This window comes from Caulobacter sp. LjRoot300 (assembly GCF_964253875.1).
Lineage (GTDB): Bacteria > Pseudomonadota > Alphaproteobacteria > Caulobacterales > Caulobacteraceae > Caulobacter.
The window spans coordinates 263,856-287,954 of sequence record NZ_CAXUSA020000002.1; the positions used below are offsets into that span (position 1 = coordinate 263,856).

Consider the following 24,099-nt stretch of genomic DNA (forward strand, 5'->3'; position numbering starts at 1 on the left):
CTTCCCGTCGAACAGTTAGAACTTGCCGCGCACGCCGAACTTGATCGTTCGGCCATCATACTTGGCGTAGTCTAGGCGAGTCTTCCTGCCGTTGCCGTAGCGACCCGCGACGTCTTCGAAGTAGTCGAAGCCCAGCGTGTTGGTGAGGTTCAGGACGTCGAGACGCAGTTCGAGGGCGTCGCTGATCTTGTAGCTGACGTTGCCGTCGAGGTAGCCGGCTCCAGAATGCCAGCGCTCCAGATCCGAACCATCGGGGTTGGTGTCTATGATGTTCCGAGCCTTGTAGTTGTAGGTAAGCCGCGCACCCAGCGGACCCTTTTCATAGTAGCCGGTCAGGCTATATGAATATTTCGGGATGCGGTTGACCATATCGAACGACCCGTCCTGCTTACGATACTTCAGATCGTTGCTCTTCGAGTTGACCTTGGTGTAGCTGGCGAGCGCGCCAAAACCGTCCCATGGGGCAGGCAGGAAATCAAAGGACTGCTGGTAGGCGAACTCGAGACCGTCGAGATTCACCGTGCCGCCATTGATGAAGGTGTCGACGTCGATGGGGAGGTTGGGGTCGACGTGCCCGTTCTGGGTCTGCCAGATGATAGCCAGCGATTGGTCGGGAAGGCCGAGGCTGGAGAACGGCACGACCGAACGCTGGGCGATCGTCGTGTCCTCCAGCTTCTTCTTGAAGTAGCCCGCGCTCAGAATCCCGCCGCGCCCGAAGTACCACTCCGCCGTCGTATCCCAGTTCGTCGAGACTTCCGGCTTCAGGTCCGGATTACCCGAGGTCGCATAGGTGTTGTAGATATTGGGAATGACCGTCTGAGCGGCGATCCGCGACAGCGACGCCCGCGTGATCGTCTTGCCCCAGGAACCACGCCAGACCAGGTTGGGGATCACGTCGTACGCGAAGCTGACCGAAGGCAGGGTGTTGTTGTAGCTGCTCTCTTCGGTATTGGGCTGATAGGCGCCGCCGGCCCCCGTCTTTTTGAAGTTGTCGATGGTCATGTCGGTTTGCGAGTAACGCACGCCGGCGTTGATGCGCAGTTCGCGGTCAAGAACCTGCCCGCTGAAATCCGACTGGATGAAGGCGGTGCTGACCTGTTCGTCGGCGGTGAAGCTGCTGGAGAGATCGACCGGCGAGGCCATGGCCGCGCCGACCGGATCCAGCACGCTGATCATGTAGTCGCGCGAGAAGGTGGCCCATTGCTGCGGGTAGTTGTCGCCGATGACGAGGTTGTCGAGCGGCACGTGATGCAGCATCGAGGCGCGCAGCCCCGCGGCGCCGATCGCGGCCAGGCGGGCCTGAACGATCGAGGTTCCGTTGCGCTTGGTCTTTTGCTTGGTCGTATCGACGTATGACAGGCCCGCCTTCAGGTGACCCTTCCAGTCGCCCAGGCCGTAGTCCCAGTCGGCCACCAGCTTGGCGACCCGCTCCTTGTCCACTTCGCGATTCCAGTCCACGGCCGTGCTGAAATCTTCGAAATTGGCCGGGTTGGTGAAGTCGACGCCCGGCGCCGAAAGCCCCGGATAGACCCGGTTGCTCCCCCAGTCGAGGGTGGAGGTCACGCCGTAGAGGTTCGAGACGATCCGCTTGTTGTCATAGAACGCCCGGCTGTCCGAAGCCGCCAGCTGGCCCGTCAGCTTCAAGGAATCGTTGACCTGGTACTTGGCGTTGAGGCCGCCGTACGCGAACTTCGTCTCGGCGTTATAGTAGTAGCTCTCGCCCAGATAGGACGTGTTCCCAAACGTTCCCTGCAGAAGATTGCCGTCAACGATGCTGACGTTGATGGGCACTAGGCCGTTGTGACCAGAGGTGCCCGGACGGGCGGCCACATTGGTGGTGGCCGAGTTGCGGATCGGCAGGCCGAAGGTGAATTCGTCACGCGAGTCCTGCAGATGCGACAGCAGCGTGTCGAAGCTCACGTCCAGCTTGTCGTTCTTGTACTGGAGCGAAGACACCAGACCGTCGCGATCGCGCGTATTCTCGGCGCCGTAGTAGCGGTAGAAACGCGACAGATAGGCGTTGTCGATCGCCGTTCGATTGCCAAGCATGCCCGCGGCTCGCGGATCAGCCCAGTCCAGCGCCATGTTGAAGGGACCATTGCGCAGGGTCGGCGGCGTCTTGGTGTCGACGGGGACCGGGTGGCCAGCCAGATAGTTGCTGTTGTAGCCGCCCGTCGCCTCGAAGCCCGACTTCATGTTGACGCTGGTCGAGTGGGCGACGCCGATCAGGAAGCCCCAATTGTTCCAGGTCTTGGAGAACAGCCCAAAGACGTTCGGGTCCATCTTCTTGGAGGCCGTGTTGTAGGAGGCCACCGCGTTGAAGCGCAGAACCTGGCCGCCGGCGCCGTCGAACGGCCTTGGCGTTTGCAGATCGACCACGCCGCCGACGCCGCCTTCTTCAAGTTCAGCCAGGGGCGTCTTGTAGAAGTCCACGCGGCCGAACAGCTCGGAGGCAAAGACGTCGTAGTTGAAGTCGCGCGAAGAACCGCCGACGTTGGTCGACGAGGTCGTATGGACCGGCGCGCCGTTGAGGGTCGTCACCGTATATTCGGGACCCAGGCCCCGGATGGCGATGCGCTGGCCTTCGTTGGAAGCGCCATCGCGGGTCATGTAAATTCCGGGGATGCGCTGCAGGGCTTCGGCGACGTTGGCCTCGGGGAATTTGCCGATGTCTTCGGCGACGATCGAATCCCGGACGGCGATCGCGTCGCGCTTCAGGGTCAGCGCCTTCTCCAGCGAGGAGCGGAAGCCGGTCACCACGACCTCTTCGACGGTGTCGGTGGCGGCGGCTGGCGTCGCCGCGTCCTGGGCCCAGGCCGCGGTGGCCCCGCCCATTCCCATGGTCAAAATCGTCGTCAGCAGCAGTTGCTTCTTCATGGTTCCCTCCCCTCGCGGCCCTTTGGCCGCGCAGATCCCGTCCCCGCTCGACGAAGTCGAGGGGGCTGCCCGCTCACGGGCGGCGTGTTTCAAAAATCGAGAACAGACGCTGTCCTAGCGTCTAGGCGGTCGAGCACCGCATCATCGGTCCTGGCATTTTTCCTCGGTCGAGCTTTTCGCTTCTGATCCAAGGCGTAACACATAGCGAAGCGATGCAACACATATGGGAACGTCATTTGTATGATTTTTCAGGCGGGCCGGCGTTTCGGAAACCAATGTTGCGTGACGGCAACATGAAATCCGCATCCGGACGCACGGAAGCGAGGTCCGCGATCCTGTCGCGGCGCTCCTAAACCGCGAATCGTCCCGGTTCAGCGGTAGCCGAACTCGGCGCTGATCTTCTGGGTGGTTTCCTTGACGTAGGCGGCGACCGTCGCGATCCGGGCGTCGTCCATGTACTGGGCGATCGAGGACACCGAGACGGCGGCGACGATCTTGCCGCCCATGTCCCGGATCGGCGCGGCCACGCACCGGATGTGATCCTCGTTCTCGTCAAGATCGAGGGCGTAGCCCAGGGTCCGGTACCGGGCCATGATCTCCAGCCACTGGCGAAGGTCGTAGCGATAGCGGGGAAAGACCGCGGCCTCGCGCAGGAACACCTCGCGCAGGACGTCCTCGCTCTCGTCCAGCAGCAGCGCCTTGCCCAGGCCGGTGTGCCGCAAGGGCTGGCGCTCGCCGATGACGCAACGCACCTCGATGCGCCGCGTCCCGGGAATCTTGTCGATATAGTGCACCTGGTCGCGATCCAGCACGCCCAGATTGACCGTATCGCCGGTATCGATCGACAGCTGGCGCAGGTGGTCGTGGCTCACGCGGGTCAAGGTGATTTGCTGGGAGGCGGCGTAGCCCAGCTCCAGAAGCTTGGTCCCCAGCGCGTAGCCGTCCCGCGGCGAGAAGGACAGGAACCCCGCATCGACCAGGGTCGAGGCCAGGCGGTGGACGGTCGTCTTGTTCAGGTCCAGCGACTTGGCCATCTTGCCGAGCGTCGTGTCGCCCTTGGCGACCCGGCTGAGCACCTCCAGCCCCTTGAAGAGGGTCTGGGCGCCGGCGCTGGTCCGCGACGCGCCGGCCTCGTCGGTGTCCGTCGGGACGATGTCCTTCATGTCAGCCATTCAGCGGGCGCCCCGGCGACATTGCCGCGGGCCGTACCGGATAGTGATACGACCCCGTCGGCAAAATGCAATGACCACCCAAGCCCGCCGTTCCGGTTCAATAGTCGACGGCGTAGTCTTTCTGGAACGGCTGGCCCGCGAAGGCCAGCTTCTGAGTCCACGGCTGCGCCGGCGCCGTCCAGAAGCTGTCGGAGGCCGGGAGCCCCAGGGCCAGGAAGCCCTCGGCGGTGATATACATACTGCCGTTGTTCGAATACCAGTCGCCCAGGGCCGGGTTGTGCCCGGCGAAGCCGATGGTCAGGAAGCCGTCCTTGGTGAAGTTGCTGGGCTGGCTGAAGATCGCCTTGTGCGCGGCGACCAGGGCCGAACGCACCTGTCCCTCGGACAGCTTGGCCGGCAAGGTCTTGCGCCAGGCCAACAGGGCCAAGGGCTGGAACACCGCGGTGCGATAGGTCAGCGAGCGGCCGAACGGCGGGAAGGTCCCCTCGGGCGAGACGAACCGCTCCAGATGTTCGCTGTAGCGCTGGGCGCGCTTGACGGCCAGTTCGCGCCACTTGGTCAGGTCGTCCTTCCAGAACGGCGCCTTGTTGGCCTCCATGATCTCCAGCACCTGAATCATCATCGGGTGCATCACGAACGAGCCGTAATAGTCGAAGTGGAAGGTCGCGCCGTCCTTGATCCAGCCGTCGCCGATGTACCACTCGTCGATCTTGCGCACGGCGGTGTTGAGCCGCATCGGGTCGGATTCCTCGCCGATCTGCAGCAGGAAGGCCTCGTTCATCGCCGCGAACAGCAGCCAGTTGATGAACGGCGGATTGACCCGCCGCAGACCCTTGATCTCCTCGACGATGCGCTTCTTGGTCGTTGCGTCGAGCGGCTCCCACAGGGCCTTGGGCGCGCGCAGCAGGGCCTGGGTGAAATAGGCCGAGTCCACCAGGGCCTGCCCGTGACCGCGCCAGAGCAGGTAGTCCGGGCTGACCGGATCCACGGCGTGAACATAGGCCTGCAGGGCCTGCTCGGTCAGCCGCTTGCGGACCTTGCCCTCCGCCGTGGCGTCCTCGGGCAGGCTCAGCCACGGCGACAGGCCCGAAATCATGCGGCCGAAGCATTCCAGATAGGCCACGCCGGACTCGCGCCCATCCCAGGTGGGACTGAGCTCGAGCGGGAAGGTCTTCTTCAGTTCGCCCTTCGACATCGCCGACAGGACGGGACTGGCGATCTTCTCCAGCAGGCCGGCCATGTAGGCGCGGTCGTCGATCGACGTCGCGGCGGGCTTGGCGGCGTTGGCCGCGCCGCCGGCCCCCAGGGACGCGGCGCCGACCAGGGCCGCCTTCATGAAGTCGCGCTTGTGCATGGTCGCTCCTATCGCGCCGGCTTGAGGTCAAGATCCGCCATCGCCGTCGCCGCCAGCAGGAAGGCGCCGACGCCGTAGAACTGGGTGTCGTCATAACTGACGCTCTCCGGACGGTCGGAGACCGGCTGGACGTAGCCGAACTTGCCATCCGGATGCACCGCGCGGGTCAGGGCGACCCAGCCCTTGCGGGCGACGGGCTCGTAGGTGGGGCGATCGAGCAACCCCGCCTTCAGGCCCCAGGCCATGCCGTAAGTGAAGAAGGCGGTGCCGCTGGATTCCGGCGGCGACTTGGCCGGGTCCGACAGCAGGGACGGCGACCAATAACCGTCGGGCTTCTGGATCGCCTTCAGCTTGGCGGCCATTTCCTTGAACACGGTTTCCATCCGCACGCGGTCCGGATCACCGGGCGGCAACAGCGGGATGATGCGAGCCAGGCCGGCGAACACCCAGCCGTCGCCCCGGCTCCAGAACACCTTCTCGCCGTTCGGGCCGCGACGCGCGAAGAACCGGGAGTCTCGGTAATAGAGATGCTCGTCCTTGTCGTAGAGGAAGTCGGTGACGGCGGCGAACTCCTTGCGGGCATAGGCCGCGTAGCGCGGGTCGCCGGTGACCTTGCTCAGTTCGAACCAGGTGGCCGGGGCCATGAACAGGGCGTCGCTCCAGCACCAGCGCTGGTCGCAGTCGACGCCGCGCGGGTCGGTGTATTCGGCGTGCTCCAGCCCGACCTTCGGCGGATAGGCCAAGATGGCGTCGAAGCGTTGACGCAACGGCCCGATCGCCGCGTCGCCGCCGCCATGGCGCGAGGCCCAGAGGTAGGCTTGGCCGATCACGTGGTCGTCGGCGTGGTAGAAACGCTTGCCCAACTGCCACTGGTTGGCCAGGCCGCGCGCCAGGATCGCCTGGCGATAGGCTGTGTTGTCGGACCGGTCGGCGAGGTCCCGCAGCCCGACGAACAAGGCTCCCTGCACCCACCCCTTCGCATCGGCGGTGTCGCCTGAGGTGTTCGGCGGAATGTAGCCCGCGGCCATGGTGGCCAACTGGTAGTCCGCCGCCTTCTCGGCCAACCGCAGCACCTCGGCGCGGGCATAGGGAACGGCCGCGGCCTTGGCGGACGCGGGTTGGGCGGACGCGGCCTTGGCGGACGCGGGTTGGGCGGACACCGGCTCCCCCTGGGCGGCGGTCGCGGCCAGCGGCGCGAGCGTCGCCAGCGAAACCACGACCCCGACCGCCGCGCGGATAACAAACCTCATCGCTTCCTCCGTACAGGCCGGGTTCACGCCCGCCTCTTTGTTGCTTCGCCCGGTCCTGGACGCGTCATCGCTATTGCAGCTGGCAGATGTCGAGCACGTTCATGTCGTCATAGTCGAGATTTTCGCCGCCCATGGCCCAGATGAAGGCGTAGCTGCCGGAGCCGACGCCGCTGTGGACCGACCAGGGCGGGCAGATCACCGCCTGCTCGTTGGCGACGACCAGGTGCCGCGTGGCGTCGGGCTCGCCCATGAAATGGAGCGCCCGCTGATCCGCCCCGAGCCTGAAGTAGAAATAGGCTTCGGAACGGCGGTCGTGCAGGTGCGGCGGCATGGTGTTCCAGACGCTGCCCGGCTGCAGGATGGTCAGGCCTAGCAGCAGCTGGGCCGAGGCGCAGACGCCCGGCACAACCAGTTGGTAAATGATCCGATGATTGGCGGTCTCGAGCGCCCCGCGTTCGAGCGGGATGGCCGCCGCCGTCGACAAGGCCTTGGTCTGGAAGGCGGCGTGGGCGGGGGTCGAGGCCAGGTAGAAACGGGCGGGAACGGCCGCGTCGAGGCTCTCGAACCGGACATCGGCCGCGCCCCGCGTGATGTAAAGGGCGTCGAGGGATTCCAGAACGAAGACCTGCCCGTCCACGACGACGCGGCCGGGTCCTTGGCCGACATTGACCACGCCCATCTCCCGGCTGGCCAGGAACGGCTGCCCGGCCAGCGACGGCGGCTCGGTCTGGGTCGGGAGGACGACCGGCGCGTCCAGCGGCGCGGCGCCGCCGATCACCAGCCGCTCCTGATGCAGGTAGTTGAGCTTCACGGCACCGGCGACGAACAGGCCCTCGATCAGGTACCGGTCGCGGAGATCCTGATTGCTGGCCCCAGCCATCATGTCGGGATGCGTGGCGTAGAAGACCTTGTCGTACGTCAAGGCCGACGCTCCCGGGCCCTGTTCGACAAACCGCCGGGACGCTCCGCGCCCGGTGCGATATGGACCGCCGGCATAGGCCTCCCCCCAACTGAATTGTCCCGACCTTATCGCATTTATCTGACAAATAGATTTCTGAAACGCAAGTCCGCAAATCGGAACGGATCTCTTTGATCCCGGGAATTCCGAGCCCAGACGCGCCATGGCGGACATCCTATGTGGGCAAAGGCCGATATGGACGCCGTTTCAATTCACGAAGCTCGAAGTGGCTATCCGGAACGGATCATCGCCAAGCCACAGTGACGCAAGCGCTCGTCACGCGTACCGCGGAGACCTTGGAAGGATCCGATCAGGGCTGCTCGGCCTTGAGGCTCAACAGCCGCAGGGTGGTCGGCGCGGGAATATCCTCGGCAGGCTGGTCGCGGTGCGGGGGACGCGTGGGCCAGGCCAGCGCATAGGCCTCGGTCAATCCGATCGACAGCGGCAGCACGTTGAACCGCATGTCGGCGGGCGGCGGAGACTTGGCGGCCATCTGGTCGGCGAGACTGGGCACGGGGCGCTCTTCGACGAACGCCAGCGAGGCCTCGTCCACGACCAGTTCGAGTGATCGCCCCTCGCGGACCACCGGCACGACGAGTCGCCGACGTCCGGCCGGTCGGGCGCCGCCGACCGACACCTGGCCAGCCAGGCTGCCGGCGCCGCCGAAGTCCCAGCGGAAGCCTTTCCAGCGGCTGACCGGAACGCTGCGCCAACCACCGGCTTCACGCCGAGCCAGGTAGACCTGCGTATCTCCGGCCGCGTCGAACTTATGGTAGGTGATGACCGGTCGCCCCGCGGAATCGAAACCCAGCACCGTGTTGTTGTTGATCATGCCGCCCCGCACCGGAACCGGATCGACGATTTCGGCCTGACCCAGCGTGATGGGGAGGGTCAGAGGGGCGCCGTCCGATCGCTCCCAATGGATCAGGTCACGGCTGCGGGCGTAGCTCAGATCATGGTTCGTCGCGGCGTCCGGCGAATCCCGCCAGACCCAGACGACATGGAACATGCCGTTGGGCCCCAGCACCGGCCCGACGAAATAGGCGTTGCGCCTGCCTTCCCCGCTGGCCAGCGGCGTATCGAGCAGGCGCCGCCAGGCGTCCGCCACAGGATCGAAGACGTTGTAGATCTCGTCGCCGGACCCGCTCCGCCCGGAGCGATATTTGACGAGCAGTCGCCCGCCGGCGTCGTGCAGGAAGATCGGATAGGTGACGCGGGCCTCGTTGTCGGGTCCGATCATGTTCGGCCGCCGTCGCAGATCGCGGGCGTCGTCGCTTCCGGTGGTCCGGAAGTAGATCAGCGGCTCGGAATGCATGTTGGCCATCACATGCAGCTGCCCGGCCGGATCGACCGCCATGGCGACGTAGTTGTGACTGTCCCACCCCAGCCAGGTGTCGAGCTTGACATAGGTCCAGGCGGTCCCCGCCCTGTCGCGCTGGGCGATCGTCAATTGCCGGTTGGCGTCATAATAGCCGACATAGATCCGCTTGGCGCCGGCGGCCAGGGCGAAGCCGACCTTGTGACCCGACCAGACCTGGTCGATGGCCTCGATGGACTTGATCGGCAGGGCGCGAACGGGATGGTCCGCCTCAGGCGCCTGGGCGAACGTCGTCGCCGCGCTCAAAGTCAGGATCGCACCCGCGAGCGCGGAAGCCACGGCGCGCGGCCAGTCAGGACGCATAAAAAACCCCGTCGGAGACTAGAGATACGGTCAGAAACGCCACGAAGACCCCGACCGTCAACGGAGCCGATTGCGTACGCCCGGCGATCACGGCGTCGAGCCGCGGCTCTGCAACGGCTCTTCGCGGTCTGAACGAGCGGCCGCGCGGTGCGGCAAGACGTCGCCAAAGCAATGGCCGCATTGGAGTTCCAAAGCCCGCCCCGCCGTGAATTTCACCGTGATCGCCCGCCTTTTCCAATCTCCACGCGCAAAACCGCTTAACCGCGAGGGCTTTACCCGCTTTGAGCGTAACCCGCGCCGAGCCAGATGCGACAAGCCGGGTCATCTGATTTTACCGTTCCTTGACCTTGCCACCATTCTCCTGCGCCATGGATCTTGGCTGGGGACGGACGATCGACTTACGCAATCGCTTGAGCAATCGACGACTCGACGCGTCGGTGCTGGCTCGGTGCTGAAATTCCTCTTTCGAGACCGCGGGGCTGAACCTCCAGTTCGACAGGACGGACCTCCGGAATCCGCGGCGCCTGCCGCGCCTCGGGCCGAAAGGAGGCCTGCGCATGACCGCTCGCCTTCGCCTCTATCGACCGGCCGATCCGCCGCAAGGCCTATCCGCCGCCGCAGCGCTGTTCCTGGCCTATGTCGCCATCGAGCTCTGCATCTGGCTGTTCTGTCGCGACATCAGCGACGCCGTCGCCTTCTTCCCTTCCAACGGCGTCTTGCTGGCGGCGATCCTGGTTCTGCCGCCGCGGCTCGGCCTTGGCTTCTGTCTCGCCTGCTTCAGCATCGATCTCGCCCATAACTGGATCGGCCGGATCGACCTGGCGCACGCTGTGCTGTTCAGCAGCCTGAACCAGGCGCTGGCGTTTGGCGGAGCGATGCTGACCCGGACCTTCTGCGGGGCGGCGCTCGACCTTTCGCGCGCCCGCCGCCTGTTCATCTTCACCTTGATCGCCGCCACCGCCGCGGCGGTCGAAGCCCTTGCCGGCCAGGTCCTGGTCGGACTGATCGATGGATCCTTCGCCGATTTCGCCCACGCCTGGCTGCAATGGGCGCTGGAGGACGGTCTGGGTCTGCTGATCGCGACCCCGGCGGCCCTGCTGCCGTTCAAGCAGGAGCGGCTCTTCCACGCGGCGGCCGGGCCGCGCCTGGAACGCTTCCTGCTGCTGGCGCTCACGGTCGCCCTGACGATCGTGTCCTTTACCTCCGACCAATTCATCGCCCTGACACTGGTCATGCCCGCCCTGGTGCTGACGGCGTTTCGGGCCGGACCAGGATGGGTCTACGCCTCGGTGCTGACGGCCGGCGTCGTCGCCATGGCGCTGACGGCCAACGGCCACGGCCCGATCGCCTTCATGGCGCCCGCCGATCCCTATCGCCAGCAGTTCATGGTCCAGCTGTTCATCGCCTCGGCCTTCGCCGCGGCCGTCCCCGCCACCGCCGCGCTCAGCGTGCGCAACCGCAGCGCCCAGCGACTGGAGCGCGCCTACGCCTCGGTACGCAAGGCCAAGGAGAAGGCTGAGGCGGCCAGCCGCTCCAAGTCGGAATTCCTGGCCAATATGAGCCACGAAATCCGCACCCCGATGAACGGCATAATCGGCATTGTCGGAGCGCTCGCTCGCACCGACCTGGCGCCAAGGCAGCGGGAGATGGTCCAACTGGTCGAAACCAGCGCCGATTCCCTGCAGGTCTTGCTCAACGACGTCCTGGACCTGGCGCGGGTCGAGGCCGGGGAATTGGCCATTCACGCCGAAAGCTTCGATCTTCGGGCCACCTGCCGGGCGATCGTCGAACTGTTCCGGGCCAAGGCAGAGGAGAAGGGGCTTGCCCTGGAGCTTCACATCGCGCCGAGTGTCGCCGATCGGCACGTCGGCGACGCCGCGCGCCTGAAGCAGATCCTCGGCAATCTGATCTCCAACGCCATCAAGTTCACCGATCGCGGCCAGGTCGAGTTGAGCGTCGAAGCCGGTCCCGAGACCGCCGGCGGACAGGCGCTCAGCCTGACGATCGCGGACACCGGCATTGGTTTCGACGCCGAGACCGGTCGCCGCCTGTTCGCGCGCTTCGCCCAGGCCGACGGCTCGATCACGCGCAGGTTCGGCGGCACAGGTCTTGGCCTGTCGATTTCCCTGGCCCTGACCCGCCTGATGAACGGGGAGATCCAGGCTGTTTCCGTCCCCGCGGAAGGATCGCGCTTCACGGTGCGCCTGATTCTTCCCGTGATGGCGACGGATGATCGCCCCGCCCTGCCCAAAGGCCCTGTCGAGCCCGTCCTGGACGCGGGGCGAACCTTGAAAATCATGCTGGCCGAGGACCACGACATCAATCGGCGGGTGGTGAGCCTGATGCTCGAGGGCCTGGACGTGGACCTGACCATGGTCGCCGACGGACGAGAGGCCGTCGCGCGCTTCCAGCCGGGCGGGTACGACCTGGTGCTCATGGACATGCAGATGCCCAACATGGGCGGCCTGGAGGCCATCGGCCATATTCGCCGGGCCGAACGCGAGGTTGGCTCGGTCGCGACCCCGATCGTGATGCTGACCGCGAACGCCTTGCCCGAACACGAGACCGCCGGGCTCGGCGCGGGCGCCGACGCGTTTCTGACCAAGCCGATCGTCGCGGGCGATCTCATCGAGACGATCGCCAGGTTGCTGGGGCCGCAAGGCGATCTTCTTCCCGCAAGCTCCGCCGCTATTCGAGGTAGCCCGCTCTCGGCGAACCGAGCGTCTCCAGACCAAAAGCCAGGCCGTCTCTCACTGGAAACCTAGCCTCGGCCGCGTACACCGCTTATACCCCGCGGCATGTTTGAAGGCCTCTCCCCCCTCGCCCGCGACGCTCGATCCTGGCCGTTCGAGCAGGCGCGCGCCCTGCTCGCCCGCATCCTGCGCCTGCGCCTGTCCGACGCCGAGCGTGACCTGGCCTCGGTCCTGATCCATTCGGGCAAGGCCGACGAGGCGGTGAGGACCTTCCCCGCCCTGGCACGGCCGGTGATCCTGGAGACCGGCTACGGCCCCTCCGGCCTGCCGCACCTGGGCACCTTCGGCGAGGTGGCACGCACGACCATGGTGCGCAGCGCCTTCCGCGCCCTGACCGACGACGCCATTCCCACGCGGCTGATCGCCTTCAGCGACGACATGGACGGCCTGCGCAAGGTTCCCGACAACATCGAGAACAAGCAGCCGCTGATCGAGGACCTGGGCAAGCCGCTGACCGTGGTCCGTGACCCGTTCGGCACCCACGACAGCTTCGGCGCTCACAACAACGCCCGCCTGCGCGCCTTCCTGGACAGCTTTGGCTTCGACTACGAATTCGTTTCGTCGACCGAATGCTACAAGGGCGGCAGGTTCGACGAGACCCTGCTGACCGCCCTGGCGCGCTTCGACGCCATCCAGAAGGTCATGCTGCCGACCCTGGGCGAGGAGCGCCGCGCGTCATACTCGCCCTTCCTGCCGATCAGCCCCTCGACCGGCAAGGTGCTGCAGGTCCCGACCCTGGAACGCAACGTCGAGAAGGGCACGATCGTTTTCCAGGACGAAGACGGCAAGAGCGTCGAGGTCCCGGTCACCGGCGGTCATGTGAAGATGCAGTGGAAGCCCGACTGGGCCATGCGCTGGACGGCCCTGGGCGTCGATTACGAGATGAGCGGCAAGGACCTGATCGACTCGGTCAAGGCCTCGGCCCAGATCTGCAAGGCGCTGGGCGGCGTTCCGCCCGAGGGCTTCAACTACGAGCTCTTCCTGGACGAAAACTCGCAGAAGATCTCCAAGTCCAAGGGCAACGGCCTGTCGATGGAGGACTGGCTGCGCTACGGCGCGCCCGAAAGCCTGTCATACTACATGTTCCAGAGCCCGAAGTCGGCCAAGAAGCTGTATTTCGACGTCATTCCCAAGGCGACCGACGAGTACCTGCAGCAGCTGGACGCCTATCCGCGGCAGGAACCGACCAAGCAGCTCGACAATCCCGTCTGGCACGTCCATTCGGGCCGCCCGCCGCAGTACGGCTCGCCGGTGTCGTTCAGCCTGATGCTGAACCTGGTCTCGGCCGCCAACGCCTCGGACAAGGCGATCCTGTGGGGCTTCCTGTCCCGCTACATCCCCGGCGCGACGCCGGAGAGCCAGCCGCTGCTGGACCGCCTGGCCGGCTACGCGATCAACTATTACGACGACTTCGTGAAGCCGACGAAGGCGTTCCGCGCGCCCGACGACAAGGAACGCGCGGCGATCCTCGACCTGCTGGCGCGGCTCAAGGCCCTGCCGTCGGACTGCCAGGACGCCGAACTGATCCAGAACGAGGTGTTCGCGGTCGGCAAGGACCACGGCTTCGACCCGCTGCGCGCCTGGTTCCAGGCGCTGTACGAGGTGCTGCTGGGCCAGAGCCAGGGCCCACGCTTCGGCTCGTTCGCGGCGATCTTCGGCCTGGACAGGACGACGGCGCTGATCGAGGAAAAGTTGGGCTGAACGGAAAGGGGTTGGCCGAACGGGGCGGAGATCAGAGCTCCACCCCCAATTTTCGGATCAGCGTTCCTTTTTCGCGTAGTGATCCCAGGCGGCCTGCACTTCTGCCTGGTAGGCTTGCAAGATATCGATCCATTTGAACCGTTCGACGAACTGGCTTCGCGAGCCTTGGCGCGCCCGCGCCATACGATCAATGTCCATCAACTCATCGTCGAGCATGAGCGCGAGATCGTCAGCCGCCTGGAAGTACAGTTGAGCCGGCCCAGCAACCCAGCGGTTGTAGACATTATCATGCGCCACGATCGCGTTCCCGGCGCCGATTGATTCGACTAGCGAAGGGTTCGTGCCGCCAACACTGTGACCGTGGCAGTACGCGGCCGCGTGGAACCGCAAGGCCTTGACGCGATCCTGCTCGTAGATCGCACCGGGGAATAGAACCCTGCCATCGGCCGCGGCGATGACCTCAGCATGGTACGGGTTCTTCTCTGGTTCGAGTCGGCCAAGGCACACGAACTTGTACGGCCGATCCTTACGCGCATACGCCCTGATCATCTGGACGATATTGTTCTCCGGCTCGATCCGGCCGATCGACAGAAGATAACGCCCGGGTTCTAGTCCCATAGCTCGGACGGCGTCCGTCGGCATGGTTTCGATGAGATCCGCGCCATACGGGATCATGACAATATCGGAAGCTTGGCGATGCCGACTGTGGTGCCGAGCGATTTCCGGGTGGTCCGCGATCAGCTTGTTCGATGTGACGGCCGCAATCCATTCGTTAACGTACAACCAGGCGCGACCGTGCCAGGGCCACTTGGCGCGCTTCCACTCAATACCGTCCATGTTCGTCAAAACGGGCAGGCCAACCAACCGCAATAGCGCGCTAAACACAGCGGTGTTGTACCCCAGCACCAGCATCACGCCGCGCTCGCTCATGGCATGCCGGACGCATTGCCAGTCGAAATACATGGTCCCGGTCGCGCCCATCCCCGCCTTGAACGTTACGCGGCGAATGCCACGCCATTCGTCCACCACCGGCCCCGCAGGACCGTCATCGACCTGGCAGTATACGGTCACCCGCCACCCTTGTTCCCGCATATGCAGGGCGAAGCGTTCAGCAAATGTTTCAAAGCCGCCGTGACCCGCAGGCACGCCGCGCGTGCCAAGGATGAAGATCGCAGGAGTTTCCGTCATCCTCAGGCCATTCCTCCGTGCAGGCGCAGGACATTGCGCAGATATTGCCCATAGGTCGACTTGCCGAGGTTGTCGGCGAGCTTTTCCAGTTGTCGGGCGTCGATGAAGTTCTTCACGAACGCGATTTCTTCGGGACAGGCGATCTTGAAGCCTTGCCGCTTCTCAAGGGTCCGCACGAATTCGGCCGCCTCGATCAGACTGTCCGGCGTGCCGGTGTCGAGCCAGGCATAGCCGCGACCCATGATTTCCACCGACAGTTTGCCGCGTTCGAGATAGACGCGGTTGACGTCGGTGATCTCCAGCTCGCCGCGCGGGGAGGGCTTGAGGTTGGCCGCGATGTCGACCACGTCGGCGTCGTAGAAGTAGAGCCCGGTGACCGCCCAGTTGGACTGCGGCTTGGCCGGCTTCTCCTCGATCGACAGGGCCCGCATCTTCTCGTCGAAGGCGACCACGCCGTAACGCTCGGGATCGGTGACATGATAGGCGAACACCGTCGCACCTTCCCCACGGGCCGACGCGCTATTGAACAGATCGGTCGAGCCGTGGCCGTAGAAGATGTTGTCGCCCAGGATCAGCGCCGAAGGCGAACCCGCCACGAAGTCCGCGCCGATGATGTAAGCCTGGGCCAGCCCCTCGGGATTGGGCTGGACAGCGTACTCGATGCTGCAGCCCCATTGCGAGCCATCACCAAGCAGCGCCTGAAACGACGGCGTGTCGCGCGGCGTCGAGATGATCAGAATCTCGCGAATGCCGGCCAGCATGAGCGTCGATAGCGGATAGTAGATCATCGGCTTGTCGTAGACAGGCATAAGCTGTTTCGACGTGACCTGGGTCATGGGGTGCAGACGCGTGCCCGAACCCCCGGCAAGTATGATGCCCTTCATGGCGCGGCGCTCCTGTTCGAAAGCTCTTCAACGATCTCCGCGACGGCGTCCCGCCACGGACGGGGATGGACGCCGTAATCGGCCGTGATCTTGGTGGTGGAAAGTCTGGAATTGGCCGGTCGCCGGGCCGGCGTGGGATAATCGGCCGTGGTGATCGGCGTCACCTCGGCCGAGGGGCCCTCGTGACGGGCGCTTTGCGCGAAGATCTCCTGGGCCAGACCGCTCCAGCTGGTTTCGCCGGCGTTCACGAAATGATAAACGCCGGTCGGAGCGCCAGGATCGGCGATCATCCGTAGCGTTATCGTGGCCAGCGCCCGGGCGATGTCGCGCGCGGACGTCGGGCAGCCGAATTGGTCAGCCACGACCGAGATCCGGTCCCGATCACCGGCCAAGTGCAGCATCGTTTTGAGAAAATTGGCGCGGTGGGGACTCAGCACCCAGGCCGTGCGGACGATCACCGAGCGAGGATTGCCCGAACGCACGGCCAGTTCGCCCGCCAGTTTGCTTGCTCCATAGACACCCAGGGGCGCCACCGGCGCGTCCTCGGCGTTGAAGCCCTCGCCACGGCCGTCGAAGACATAGTCCGTCGAGACGTGCACGAGCGGGACGCCCGCCGCCTTCGTCGCCTCGGCCAGTAGAGCCGGCGCGAGGGCGTTGGCGGCGAACGCGGCCCCGACTTCCGTTTCGGCCTTGTCAACGGCGGTATAGGCGGCCGGGTTGATCACCGCCGCCACCGGGTTGGCGGAAAACCAGGCCGCGACGCTGGCCGCGTCGGTCAGGTCAAGCTCTGACCGGGCGGGAGCGAGCACCCTCACCCCTGCGGGCCAGCCATGGGCCTGCAGTTCGACGCCGACCTGGCCAGCGCCGCCCGTCACGAGTATCGCGATGGACTCAGCCATGGCCGCGCCGGGCCGTGGCGTCCCGCTTGTCGAGAATGGCTTGCCACCAAGGACGGTTGGCCAGGTACCAGGCGACCGTCCGCTCGATGCCCTGCTCGAAGGTCACCGAAGGCGTCCAGTCCAGTTCGTCGCGGATCTTGGTCGCATCGATGGCGTAGCGCTGGTCGTGACCGGGACGGTCCTTCACGAAAGTGATCTGCTCGGCGTAGGACTTGCCGTCGGCGCGTGGCGACAGGCGGTCCAACGTGCCGGTGATCGCCTTGACGACGTCCAGGTTCTTGCGCTCGGAATTGCCGCCGATGTTGTAGGTCTCCAGCGGCTGGCCGCGCTCGAACACGGCCTGCAGCGCCGTGGCGTGATCCTCGACGAACAGCCAGTCGCGCACGTTGGAGCCGTCGCCGTAGACCGGCAGGGGCTCCCCAGCCAGCGCCTTGATGATCACCAGCGGGATCAACTTCTCGGGGAAGTGATACGGGCCGTAGTTGTTGGAACAGTTGGTGACCAGCACCGGCAGGCCGTAGGTATGCCCCCAGGCGCGCACTAGGTGGTCGGAGGACGCCTTCGACGCCGAATAGGGCGAACGCGGATCGTAGGGCGTGGTCTCGGTGAAGTAGCCTTCCTCGCCCAGCGATCCGAAGACCTCGTCGGTCGAGATGTGGTGGAAACGGAACGCGGCCTTTTCCTCGCCCTTGAGCCCATTCCAGTATTTGAGCGCCTGTTGCAGCAGCGCGAAGGTGCCGACGATGTTGGTCTGAATGAAGTCGCCCGGTCCGTCGATTGAGCGGTCCACGTGACTTTCGGCCGCAAGGTGAGCGATCACTTGCGGGCGGAACGAAGCCAGCGCCGCCGCGACGGCGTCGCCGTCGGCGATGTCGGCCTGCACGAAGCGAAAGCGAAGGCTGTCGGCTACCGGGTCCAAGGACTCCAGCACGCCCGCATAGGTCAGCTTGTCATAAACCAGCACCTCATGATCGCTGCTCGCGATCAGCCGCCGCACCAAGGCGGAACCGATGAAGCCGGCGCCGCCCGTGATCAAAATGCGCAAGTACAACCTCCATTCGCCGGAGGCCTCAGCACTCCGAACCTTCGCCAAATCGATCCCCATGGCGGCCCGCGGCAACCATGGGGAATGAACGCCGCGCCCGCCCTAAGGGATCGAACTCGGGCCGTGTCGCCACGACCGAACGTCTTTTCCGCGCCAGTTTCGCGCTGACATCGGCGCCCGATGAAATCGCCGAATTCAACACGCGGCACCATAGACGGAACGGATGACCCGTTCGATCTATCTTTGCGACAGATATTGTCCACCCTGGAGAAGCTTAGCTTAGGTCTGATCAGCTTTCGCCAGTCCAGCCCGAGCATTTTTTGCATGAGCCAACTTTAACGACATCCACATCTGCCGTCATGTCATCATCTCATATCGCTGCGCTCCTCCGGTCGCGCGATACGGTCCTCTGCAGCATGGATGATACCGGGTCAACCAAACCTATCACCTTCAAAAGCTTCGGTTGAATTGTCTCCTTTAGCCTCAAATTTGGACACTCGGCTCAGCCCGCCAGCCCATTTTCCGTCATCCGTATGCTCGACCCGCGCGACATGCTTGTGAACGCTGCGGCAGTGATGCAGGCGATTCAGAATCGATCGGTCAAGCATGCTCTATCAAGTATGCTCTATGAAGGCCCCAAGCCCTGCTCACCCGCAACATCGCCAGAGGTATCTAGGGCGCGTTGCGGCTCAGTTCGCCGCGCTCGCGTCGAGGTCTGCCGCGAAGATTGCCCCCCGATCCTCACCCCGCCCATGCCATAGCCCAGGCTCACCCCCGTGACGAACAGCAGCAGTTCGTTGGTCAGGGGCGCGGATGCTGTCGAGATCGCAAAGACGAGGATGAAATTGGCGATGCAAAACGCCTGGAGCATGTCGCCTCGCCCGCGGGTCTTCGACCGTATACGGAACAGGGGTATCGAAATGGCCACGAAGAACATCGCGTAGAAAGCAAAACCAAGAACACCCCCTTCTCCCAATATCTTCGGCCAGAAGATGTCCTGGAGAAAGCGCGGCAACTCGCGACTTCCACCATAGAGATTGTTTAGACCGTAGGTGTAATAGACATAACTATAGCCGTATTGATAGGACGGCGCGCTGCCGAACGTGCCTCCGCCGGTCCCTAGGGGAAAATGCGTCGCCGCGATCTTGATTGACGCATCGAACATACCCGAGCGGACGGTCTCTATTCTGCTCATGCCGGTGAACATGCTCATGTGCTCAAGCAATGAGTTGCCGATTGGCGTGTAGACCAGGAACAGGAAAATCGCGCCGCCAACACCGCCCAGCGAAAACAACAGCGAGAAGAAGCCAGCCTTCGGCGGTCGCAGGAGGACTACCAAGCCGATGACGCAGGCGAGCATTTCCTTGATCGAGAGGACCGCGAAAACGACGCCGGCGAACAACGCGCAGAGCAACAGATAGTGCATTTTGCGGCGAGCCTTGTAGAGCACCGCCGAAGAGAAGGCGGCGATCGTGAACAGCCATGAAGTTTCCGTATGATTGCCAAACAGGCCCATGGGTTGGACCAGGCCGGCCTTCACGACGAGGTGGGCGCCACGAAGACTGCTACCGCCGCGCAGATAATCCAGCCCGACGAAGGGTAGGTCTATGATTGCGATTGCAATGAACGTGAAGAAGATGACGTTGAAGACCGCTTCTGGCCGGTCCAATCGCTTGAAGAGCCAGACAAATGCAAAAGCCATCACCGCGACCTTGGTGTCGAGCGCAGCGGCGACGAGCGCGGACAGCGGTTGCGGAACGCCTTGGTCGGGTCCCAGGATCATGCCGACGATCAGGCAGATCCAATAGCCAATTAGACCGATAGTCGCGACCTTCAAGCCGGCATGAATGAAGGCCAGCACCGCAAAGGGCAGAAGCAGCAGGCACGCCAGCTCATCAATGAACGATGGCCCATAGGTCGATTGGCTGACCAAGATCAGATAATGCAACGCTATATAGATGGCGACGAGCACCATCGCGATCGTTTGATATCGAAAGGACAGCTTGCTCGCCGCTGGCTGGCCGGGTTGGCCGCGCTGTGATGTGTCGATGTTTGCCATGCCTATCCGAACCGCCCTCGCCGCAAGCCCCCGCCCATCGTCAGTCCACGAAGGAGCGCGGCGACTGCCGGCTCCACGCTCGTCAAGGCGCGCAACGCCTAACCGTTCAATAGCGCGTCGGAGACCTTGGTGTAGTACGTCTTGGCCGCTGCGATAAAGATCGAACGGTCCGCCTCCTTTAGGCGCGAAACCATTTGGTTGATCTCTTCGGCCGAAGCGCGGATATCGACGACAAACCCGGAGAGGCCTAGATCCCGCATCAGCGCAAAGTGCTTTTCCTCGTATGCAAGGAGAGCGACCTTCGCGCCGCCGCACAAGGCCGCGATCCCGGCGTGCATGCGCGCCGAGATCACCGCGTCACTCCCCGCGCAGAGGCTGCAGACATCGTCATAGACCTCGGCATTGACCTTTGAGGCCGTTTTGCCGCTCCTTGCCAGCACGTCGATCAAGCCGTCAGAGGCCGCCTGGTCGCCACCAACGTGCGTGCCCGCAACGGGTCGGTGCATCGACAGCAGGGTCACCGGAGCGTCGAGATAGTTGTCGATGAGCGTCTTGGCCAAACTGGCGGAAAGCGCCCGGGATTCCTCCGACGAGAGATAATCGCTCCCGACCAGGGCGACCATGACGCCCGCGCGAGGCTCGCGGGGCTGAGCAGCCGCCGAGGCGACGTTCAAGAAGGCCAAATCCGGCAGCAGGACATGAGGAACGCCGCCTTTGGCGAGGGCGTCGGCGCTCGATTGGTCGCGAACGCGCCACGTTACGTGGCGGGTCGCCTTGGCGAGGTTGCGCAAGGCGGGCTTCTCGATTTCGACGCTCAACGGCATGGTCTCGACAGCGCAGCCGACCCGGCCCGCCCACCACCAAGTCCACATGGTCAGCACCGTGTGCTTGACGTACTGATCGCCGAGATAGCCCCCACCGACCGCGACCACGTTCGGAGATTCCAGATAGAACCCGACGGCCGGATCGACGAACTTGGCGGCTACCAGTTTGGCCGCGCACGCCTTCGCCGCGCTCACGGGCAGCAGCCCCGTCACGCTCAGGGACATGATCGTGAGTGCCCACGACGCCGCTAGGCCCAACTTGGCGACGCCTTTGCTTTTCAGGTACTTCAGGCGGGAGAAGATCGGCGTTACGAACTGCACGTCAGGGAACATGTCGCCAAACGAAGCCGGATCGACCGCCAAGCACACGCTGGCGCGATTTGGATATTTCTTCTGCGCGATTTCGATCGACCGTCGCACAAGCTCCAGGTCGCCGATGTTGGAAGCGCTGTAAGCCTCGGTGATCAAAAGAGTCATTCTTGGAGCGCCTCTGTACGTCGCATGTTCTGTGCTCTGACGAGCGTGCCAAACCAAACCAAGCCCGCGATCATGGAAGTTATGAGCGAGCCCGCCGCCGCGCCGACAGCGCCATGAAGCAGGGCGCCGCCACAGCCAAGCACCAACCCGACGGGCAGCAGGGCGAGGCGAGCCATCACGATCTCGCGGCCGCCGCGCAGCGCCTTGAGCGCCACCGCAGAGAAGGTGGTTATCGTAATAGGGAGCAGGGATAGCAAGACGAGCGGCAGCACCGTGCGGATCGCCAGCCAGCTGTCGCCCATCAGCGCCCTTCCGTAGTGGGGCGGCATTAGCAGCAGCACTGCCGTCCAGGTCAGCGCCAGGGCGCACACGGGCGTCGAGAACAGCAGGACCGGCTTGATCAGGCCTCGCTCCTGCGTCTCGCGCCGCGACCAGGTCGGCAGGAGGAAGGCCGGAGCGGAAGCTAGGAGGATCCTGAAAGGGCCGACCAGCGTGTCGGCGCCGCGCAGCGCCGCGGCGGCTATGGTGCCCGTCACGGCCGTAGCGGCCAGCAGCGTACCCTGGATCGTGGCGATGCCAAGCAAGTAGTCGATGCCGAACTGCCGCCCAAGCGCCCAACTTTCCCCGCGCGCGGCCTTCTTGCGCGAAGGCTCCCTGTTCAGGAGGATGTATCCGTACGGCAGCAGCAAGACCGGACCGACCAGTCCGCCGATCGCCCAGGCAGCCAGGAAAATCTCGGGCAAAGGGGCGTTGGTCCGTGAGGCAACAAGCATGAAGCCTATCTGACAGGCAGAACAGATCATGTCCGACGCCAGAGCGAGAGGTTGCCTCCCCGCGGCGATGAACACGAAGCGCGTCGCGTCCTGCACAAAGGGCGCGAACACCAAAAGAAGTAGCGGCAAATACGCAGTACGCCCTTGGGTAAAGGCCATGGCGCCGATCAATGACAGCGCGAAAGCCAAGCCAATCAGGCTGGAAACGCCGAGCACCCAAGTCACCGCGCTCTTGAATGCGCCGTCGCGCCGATACCCCTCGGACAGGATCAACAGCGGCTCGCAGAACGTGGCGCGCTGCAGCCCGATCACCAGGGTCGCCAAGGTGAAAGCCAGCGCAAAGACGCCGAAACCGGCGGCGGGCAGGCTGCGCGCCGCCAGAATGTTCGCGGCGAAGGTCGCGCAGCTATAGACGGCTTGGTCAAGCGGAACGACGAGCTTGCCGACAATCTTGAGATTGAGCTTGACATTGCGCCCCGCGACTCCCCGCATCAGCGCTTACCGAGCAGGTCGCCGTAGAGGCCCTGAATGGCGTCGTAATATGCGGCGTCAGAGTATTCAACCGAGGCGATCGCCTGACAGGCCTTAGCCATCTCCAGCAGCTGAGCGTCCGGCGTTTCCCAGGCCGTTCGCAATGCCGCGGCGAGGCTTTCCACATCGCCTGATTCGAACGCCCATCCCGTCTGGTCCGGCACGATCATCTCTGGAATGCCGCCGATGCGAGCGCCAATCAGCGGCTTGCCGCGCCCGAAGGCTTCAATGACGCTCATCGGCCCGTTCTCGTACCATTCCGAGGGAAGGACGATGGCTTTGGCGCCGTCGACAACATCCCACAACGCCTGACCAGAACGGAACCCCAGGAATTCCACCGGCGCCGAAAGGCTCTCGGCCAGCGCCTTCAACTCATCGCTCTGCGGCCCCCGACCAGCGATCTTCACCGGCACCTTGGAAAGAGCCGCCGCCTTGATCAGCGTCGCCAACCCCTTCTCCCGCGACAGCCGGCCGAAAAATAGAACATAGCCGCCCACCGTCACCCGGCTGGCGGTTTCCTTCACGTCGACGAAGTTGCGGACATGGACGATCTTGTCGGCGTCCCAACCCCATTCGATGAGCTTCTCGCGATAGAAGCGGCTTGGGGCGACAATGCGATCGACGTTGTTGGCGTACAGCTTGAAGAACTTGTGGATAGCCGATTCGACCATGATGATCGAACTCGCCGCCAAGCTGCCCTTGATGCAGCGGCGCACGGCGACATTCCAGACCTTCCCACCTTTGCAGCGTTCGCAGACACCGTCGGGGCTGAGCATAGTATAGGCCGGACAGGCGAGTTTCAGATCGTGGGCGGTAAGGACGACCGGAATACCGCGCTTCTTGAGCTCAACAAGCACCGACGGTGATTGATGATGATAGACGCTGTGCACATGAGCGATATCGATCTTGCGCGTATCCAGAAGACTTGAGATCTTCTTCTGCGCTTCGATAGAATAGATAATTTTTCCCGCCTGGACGATTGAGTCCTTGAGAGACCGCTTGTTGTCGTAGGCTATCTCCTCGGCGAAATAGGCCTCATCGTCGCTCTTTATGTTTTCGGCATGATGCATGGAGAAGAAGGAGTTCTTCCAGCCATGACGCTCCATCAACGCTGCGTGATTGAGATAGACGACATCCGCACCGCCCCGGGCATAGTGGTAGGCGTTTATGGAAAGCAGATGCCTCTGGCCGGAAGCCAGTGCGGGCGAATAGGCGGCTGGTGTCACGCGTTAAATCCAGTCTTCATTTCTCGCGACGCACCCTCATCCATACTCTCGCGAGCGGAGCGCTGACGCCTCCGATGAAGGCGTTAACGCTTGAGGCAGACGCATCTTTGAATTTTCTCTTCTGTGGAGGCGCACCGCTGATACAGTTACGCTTCCAAGAGGGCGCTGACTTTCAGCCGCGCCAAGTGTGCATTGCAGCATCACATCTGACTGGTCAAGTGATGCTTCGTTTACAGTCGGCGCGCTTGGTGGCGGTCACAGTGGCGGTCACGAAACGGCGGACGTCGACGAATAGGCGCCCAATTTCCACTCAGCGACGCAAGAATTTGGCGCTTGCGGCAGGCCATCGAAGCTTCCTTTGCACACTGCGGCCGCCGACAGGATGTAAAGCGCGCCTGCGCGACGCGATCCGCCTGATCAGCCACATTTGAGACTCGCGGCGATGGA

16 protein-coding genes are annotated in these 24,099 nt (G+C 64.0%); 2 read left to right on the forward strand and 14 right to left on the reverse strand.

Annotation, left to right across the window (positions count from 1 at the left end; all coding sequences use genetic code 11):
• Positions 1–15: 15 nt before the first annotated feature.
• From ACSQ2G_RS06570 to ACSQ2G_RS06595, 6 genes are all read right to left on the reverse strand, one after another.
• Positions 16–2,877 carry a TonB-dependent receptor gene (locus tag ACSQ2G_RS06570; RefSeq protein ID WP_436029326.1) on the reverse strand — a complete coding sequence of 954 codons (2,862 nt, stop codon included), beginning with the start codon at positions 2,875–2,877 and terminating at the stop codon, positions 16–18.
• A 371-nt stretch (positions 2,878–3,248) separates the two neighbouring features.
• Positions 3,249–4,049, reverse strand: a complete 801-nt coding sequence (locus ACSQ2G_RS06575; RefSeq protein ID WP_436029328.1) for an IclR family transcriptional regulator — start codon at positions 4,047–4,049, stop codon at positions 3,249–3,251.
• A gap of 97 nt (positions 4,050–4,146) precedes the next feature.
• Positions 4,147–5,403: a DUF2264 domain-containing protein gene (locus tag ACSQ2G_RS06580; RefSeq protein WP_436029330.1), complete on the reverse strand. Its 1,257-nt coding sequence runs from the start codon at positions 5,401–5,403 to the stop codon at positions 4,147–4,149.
• Positions 5,404–5,411: 8 nt separating this feature from the next.
• A complete protein-coding gene (locus ACSQ2G_RS06585; RefSeq protein ID WP_436029332.1) occupies positions 5,412–6,653 on the reverse strand; it encodes a glycoside hydrolase family 88/105 protein in 1,242 nt (413 codons plus the stop codon).
• Positions 6,654–6,723: 70 nt separating this feature from the next.
• Positions 6,724–7,575: a 5-dehydro-4-deoxy-D-glucuronate isomerase gene (kduI, locus tag ACSQ2G_RS06590; RefSeq protein WP_436029334.1), complete on the reverse strand. Its 852-nt coding sequence runs from the start codon at positions 7,573–7,575 to the stop codon at positions 6,724–6,726.
• Positions 7,576–7,921: 346 nt separating this feature from the next.
• On the reverse strand, positions 7,922–9,268 hold the full coding sequence (locus ACSQ2G_RS06595; RefSeq protein ID WP_436029336.1) for a BNR repeat-containing protein: 1,347 nt from the start codon (positions 9,266–9,268) through the stop codon (positions 7,922–7,924).
• Positions 9,269–9,849: 581 nt separating this feature from the next.
• On the opposite strand from ACSQ2G_RS06595, the gene ACSQ2G_RS06600 reads away from it, so the two are divergent.
• Both ACSQ2G_RS06600 and ACSQ2G_RS06605 read left to right on the forward strand, forming a co-directional pair.
• A complete protein-coding gene (locus tag ACSQ2G_RS06600; protein ID WP_436029337.1) occupies positions 9,850–12,057 on the forward strand; it encodes an ATP-binding protein in 2,208 nt (735 codons plus the stop codon).
• A 33-nt stretch (positions 12,058–12,090) separates the two neighbouring features.
• Complete coding sequence (locus ACSQ2G_RS06605; protein ID WP_436029339.1) at positions 12,091–13,746, forward strand: lysine--tRNA ligase; 1,656 nt, start codon at positions 12,091–12,093, stop codon at positions 13,744–13,746.
• A gap of 57 nt (positions 13,747–13,803) precedes the next feature.
• On the opposite strand, the gene ACSQ2G_RS06610 is transcribed toward ACSQ2G_RS06605, so the two are convergent.
• The 8 genes from ACSQ2G_RS06610 to ACSQ2G_RS06645 all read right to left on the reverse strand — a co-directional run bounded on the left by ACSQ2G_RS06610 (position 13,804) and on the right by ACSQ2G_RS06645 (position 23,652).
• Positions 13,804–14,934, reverse strand: a complete 1,131-nt coding sequence (locus ACSQ2G_RS06610) for a DUF1972 domain-containing protein (protein WP_436029341.1) — start codon at positions 14,932–14,934, stop codon at positions 13,804–13,806.
• A gap of 2 nt (positions 14,935–14,936) precedes the next feature.
• Positions 14,937–15,818, reverse strand: a complete 882-nt coding sequence (gene rfbA, locus ACSQ2G_RS06615; protein WP_436029342.1) for a glucose-1-phosphate thymidylyltransferase RfbA — start codon at positions 15,816–15,818, stop codon at positions 14,937–14,939.
• On the reverse strand, positions 15,815–16,717 hold the full coding sequence (gene rfbD, locus ACSQ2G_RS06620; RefSeq protein ID WP_436029344.1) for a dTDP-4-dehydrorhamnose reductase: 903 nt from the start codon (positions 16,715–16,717) through the stop codon (positions 15,815–15,817). The genes rfbA and rfbD overlap by 4 nt, the downstream gene beginning before the upstream one ends.
• The gene (gene rfbB / locus ACSQ2G_RS06625; RefSeq protein ID WP_436029345.1) at positions 16,710–17,762 is read right to left on the reverse strand and encodes a dTDP-glucose 4,6-dehydratase; all 1,053 of its coding nucleotides are present in this window, start codon (positions 17,760–17,762) and stop codon (positions 16,710–16,712) included. The genes rfbD and rfbB overlap by 8 nt, the downstream gene beginning before the upstream one ends.
• Positions 17,763–18,387: 625 nt before the next feature.
• Positions 18,388–19,821: an O-antigen ligase family protein gene (locus ACSQ2G_RS06630; RefSeq protein WP_436029347.1), complete on the reverse strand. Its 1,434-nt coding sequence runs from the start codon at positions 19,819–19,821 to the stop codon at positions 18,388–18,390.
• 98 nt (positions 19,822–19,919) lie between these two features.
• Positions 19,920–21,122, reverse strand: coding sequence for a polysaccharide pyruvyl transferase family protein (locus ACSQ2G_RS06635; RefSeq protein WP_436029349.1), 1,203 nt, complete (start codon positions 21,120–21,122; stop codon positions 19,920–19,922).
• The gene (locus tag ACSQ2G_RS06640; protein ID WP_436029351.1) at positions 21,119–22,387 is read right to left on the reverse strand and encodes a hypothetical protein; all 1,269 of its coding nucleotides are present in this window, start codon (positions 22,385–22,387) and stop codon (positions 21,119–21,121) included. The genes ACSQ2G_RS06635 and ACSQ2G_RS06640 overlap by 4 nt, the downstream gene beginning before the upstream one ends.
• On the reverse strand, positions 22,387–23,652 hold the full coding sequence (locus ACSQ2G_RS06645) for a glycosyltransferase (RefSeq protein WP_436029353.1): 1,266 nt from the start codon (positions 23,650–23,652) through the stop codon (positions 22,387–22,389). The genes ACSQ2G_RS06640 and ACSQ2G_RS06645 overlap by 1 nt, the downstream gene beginning before the upstream one ends.
• Positions 23,653–24,099 lie beyond the last annotated feature (447 nt).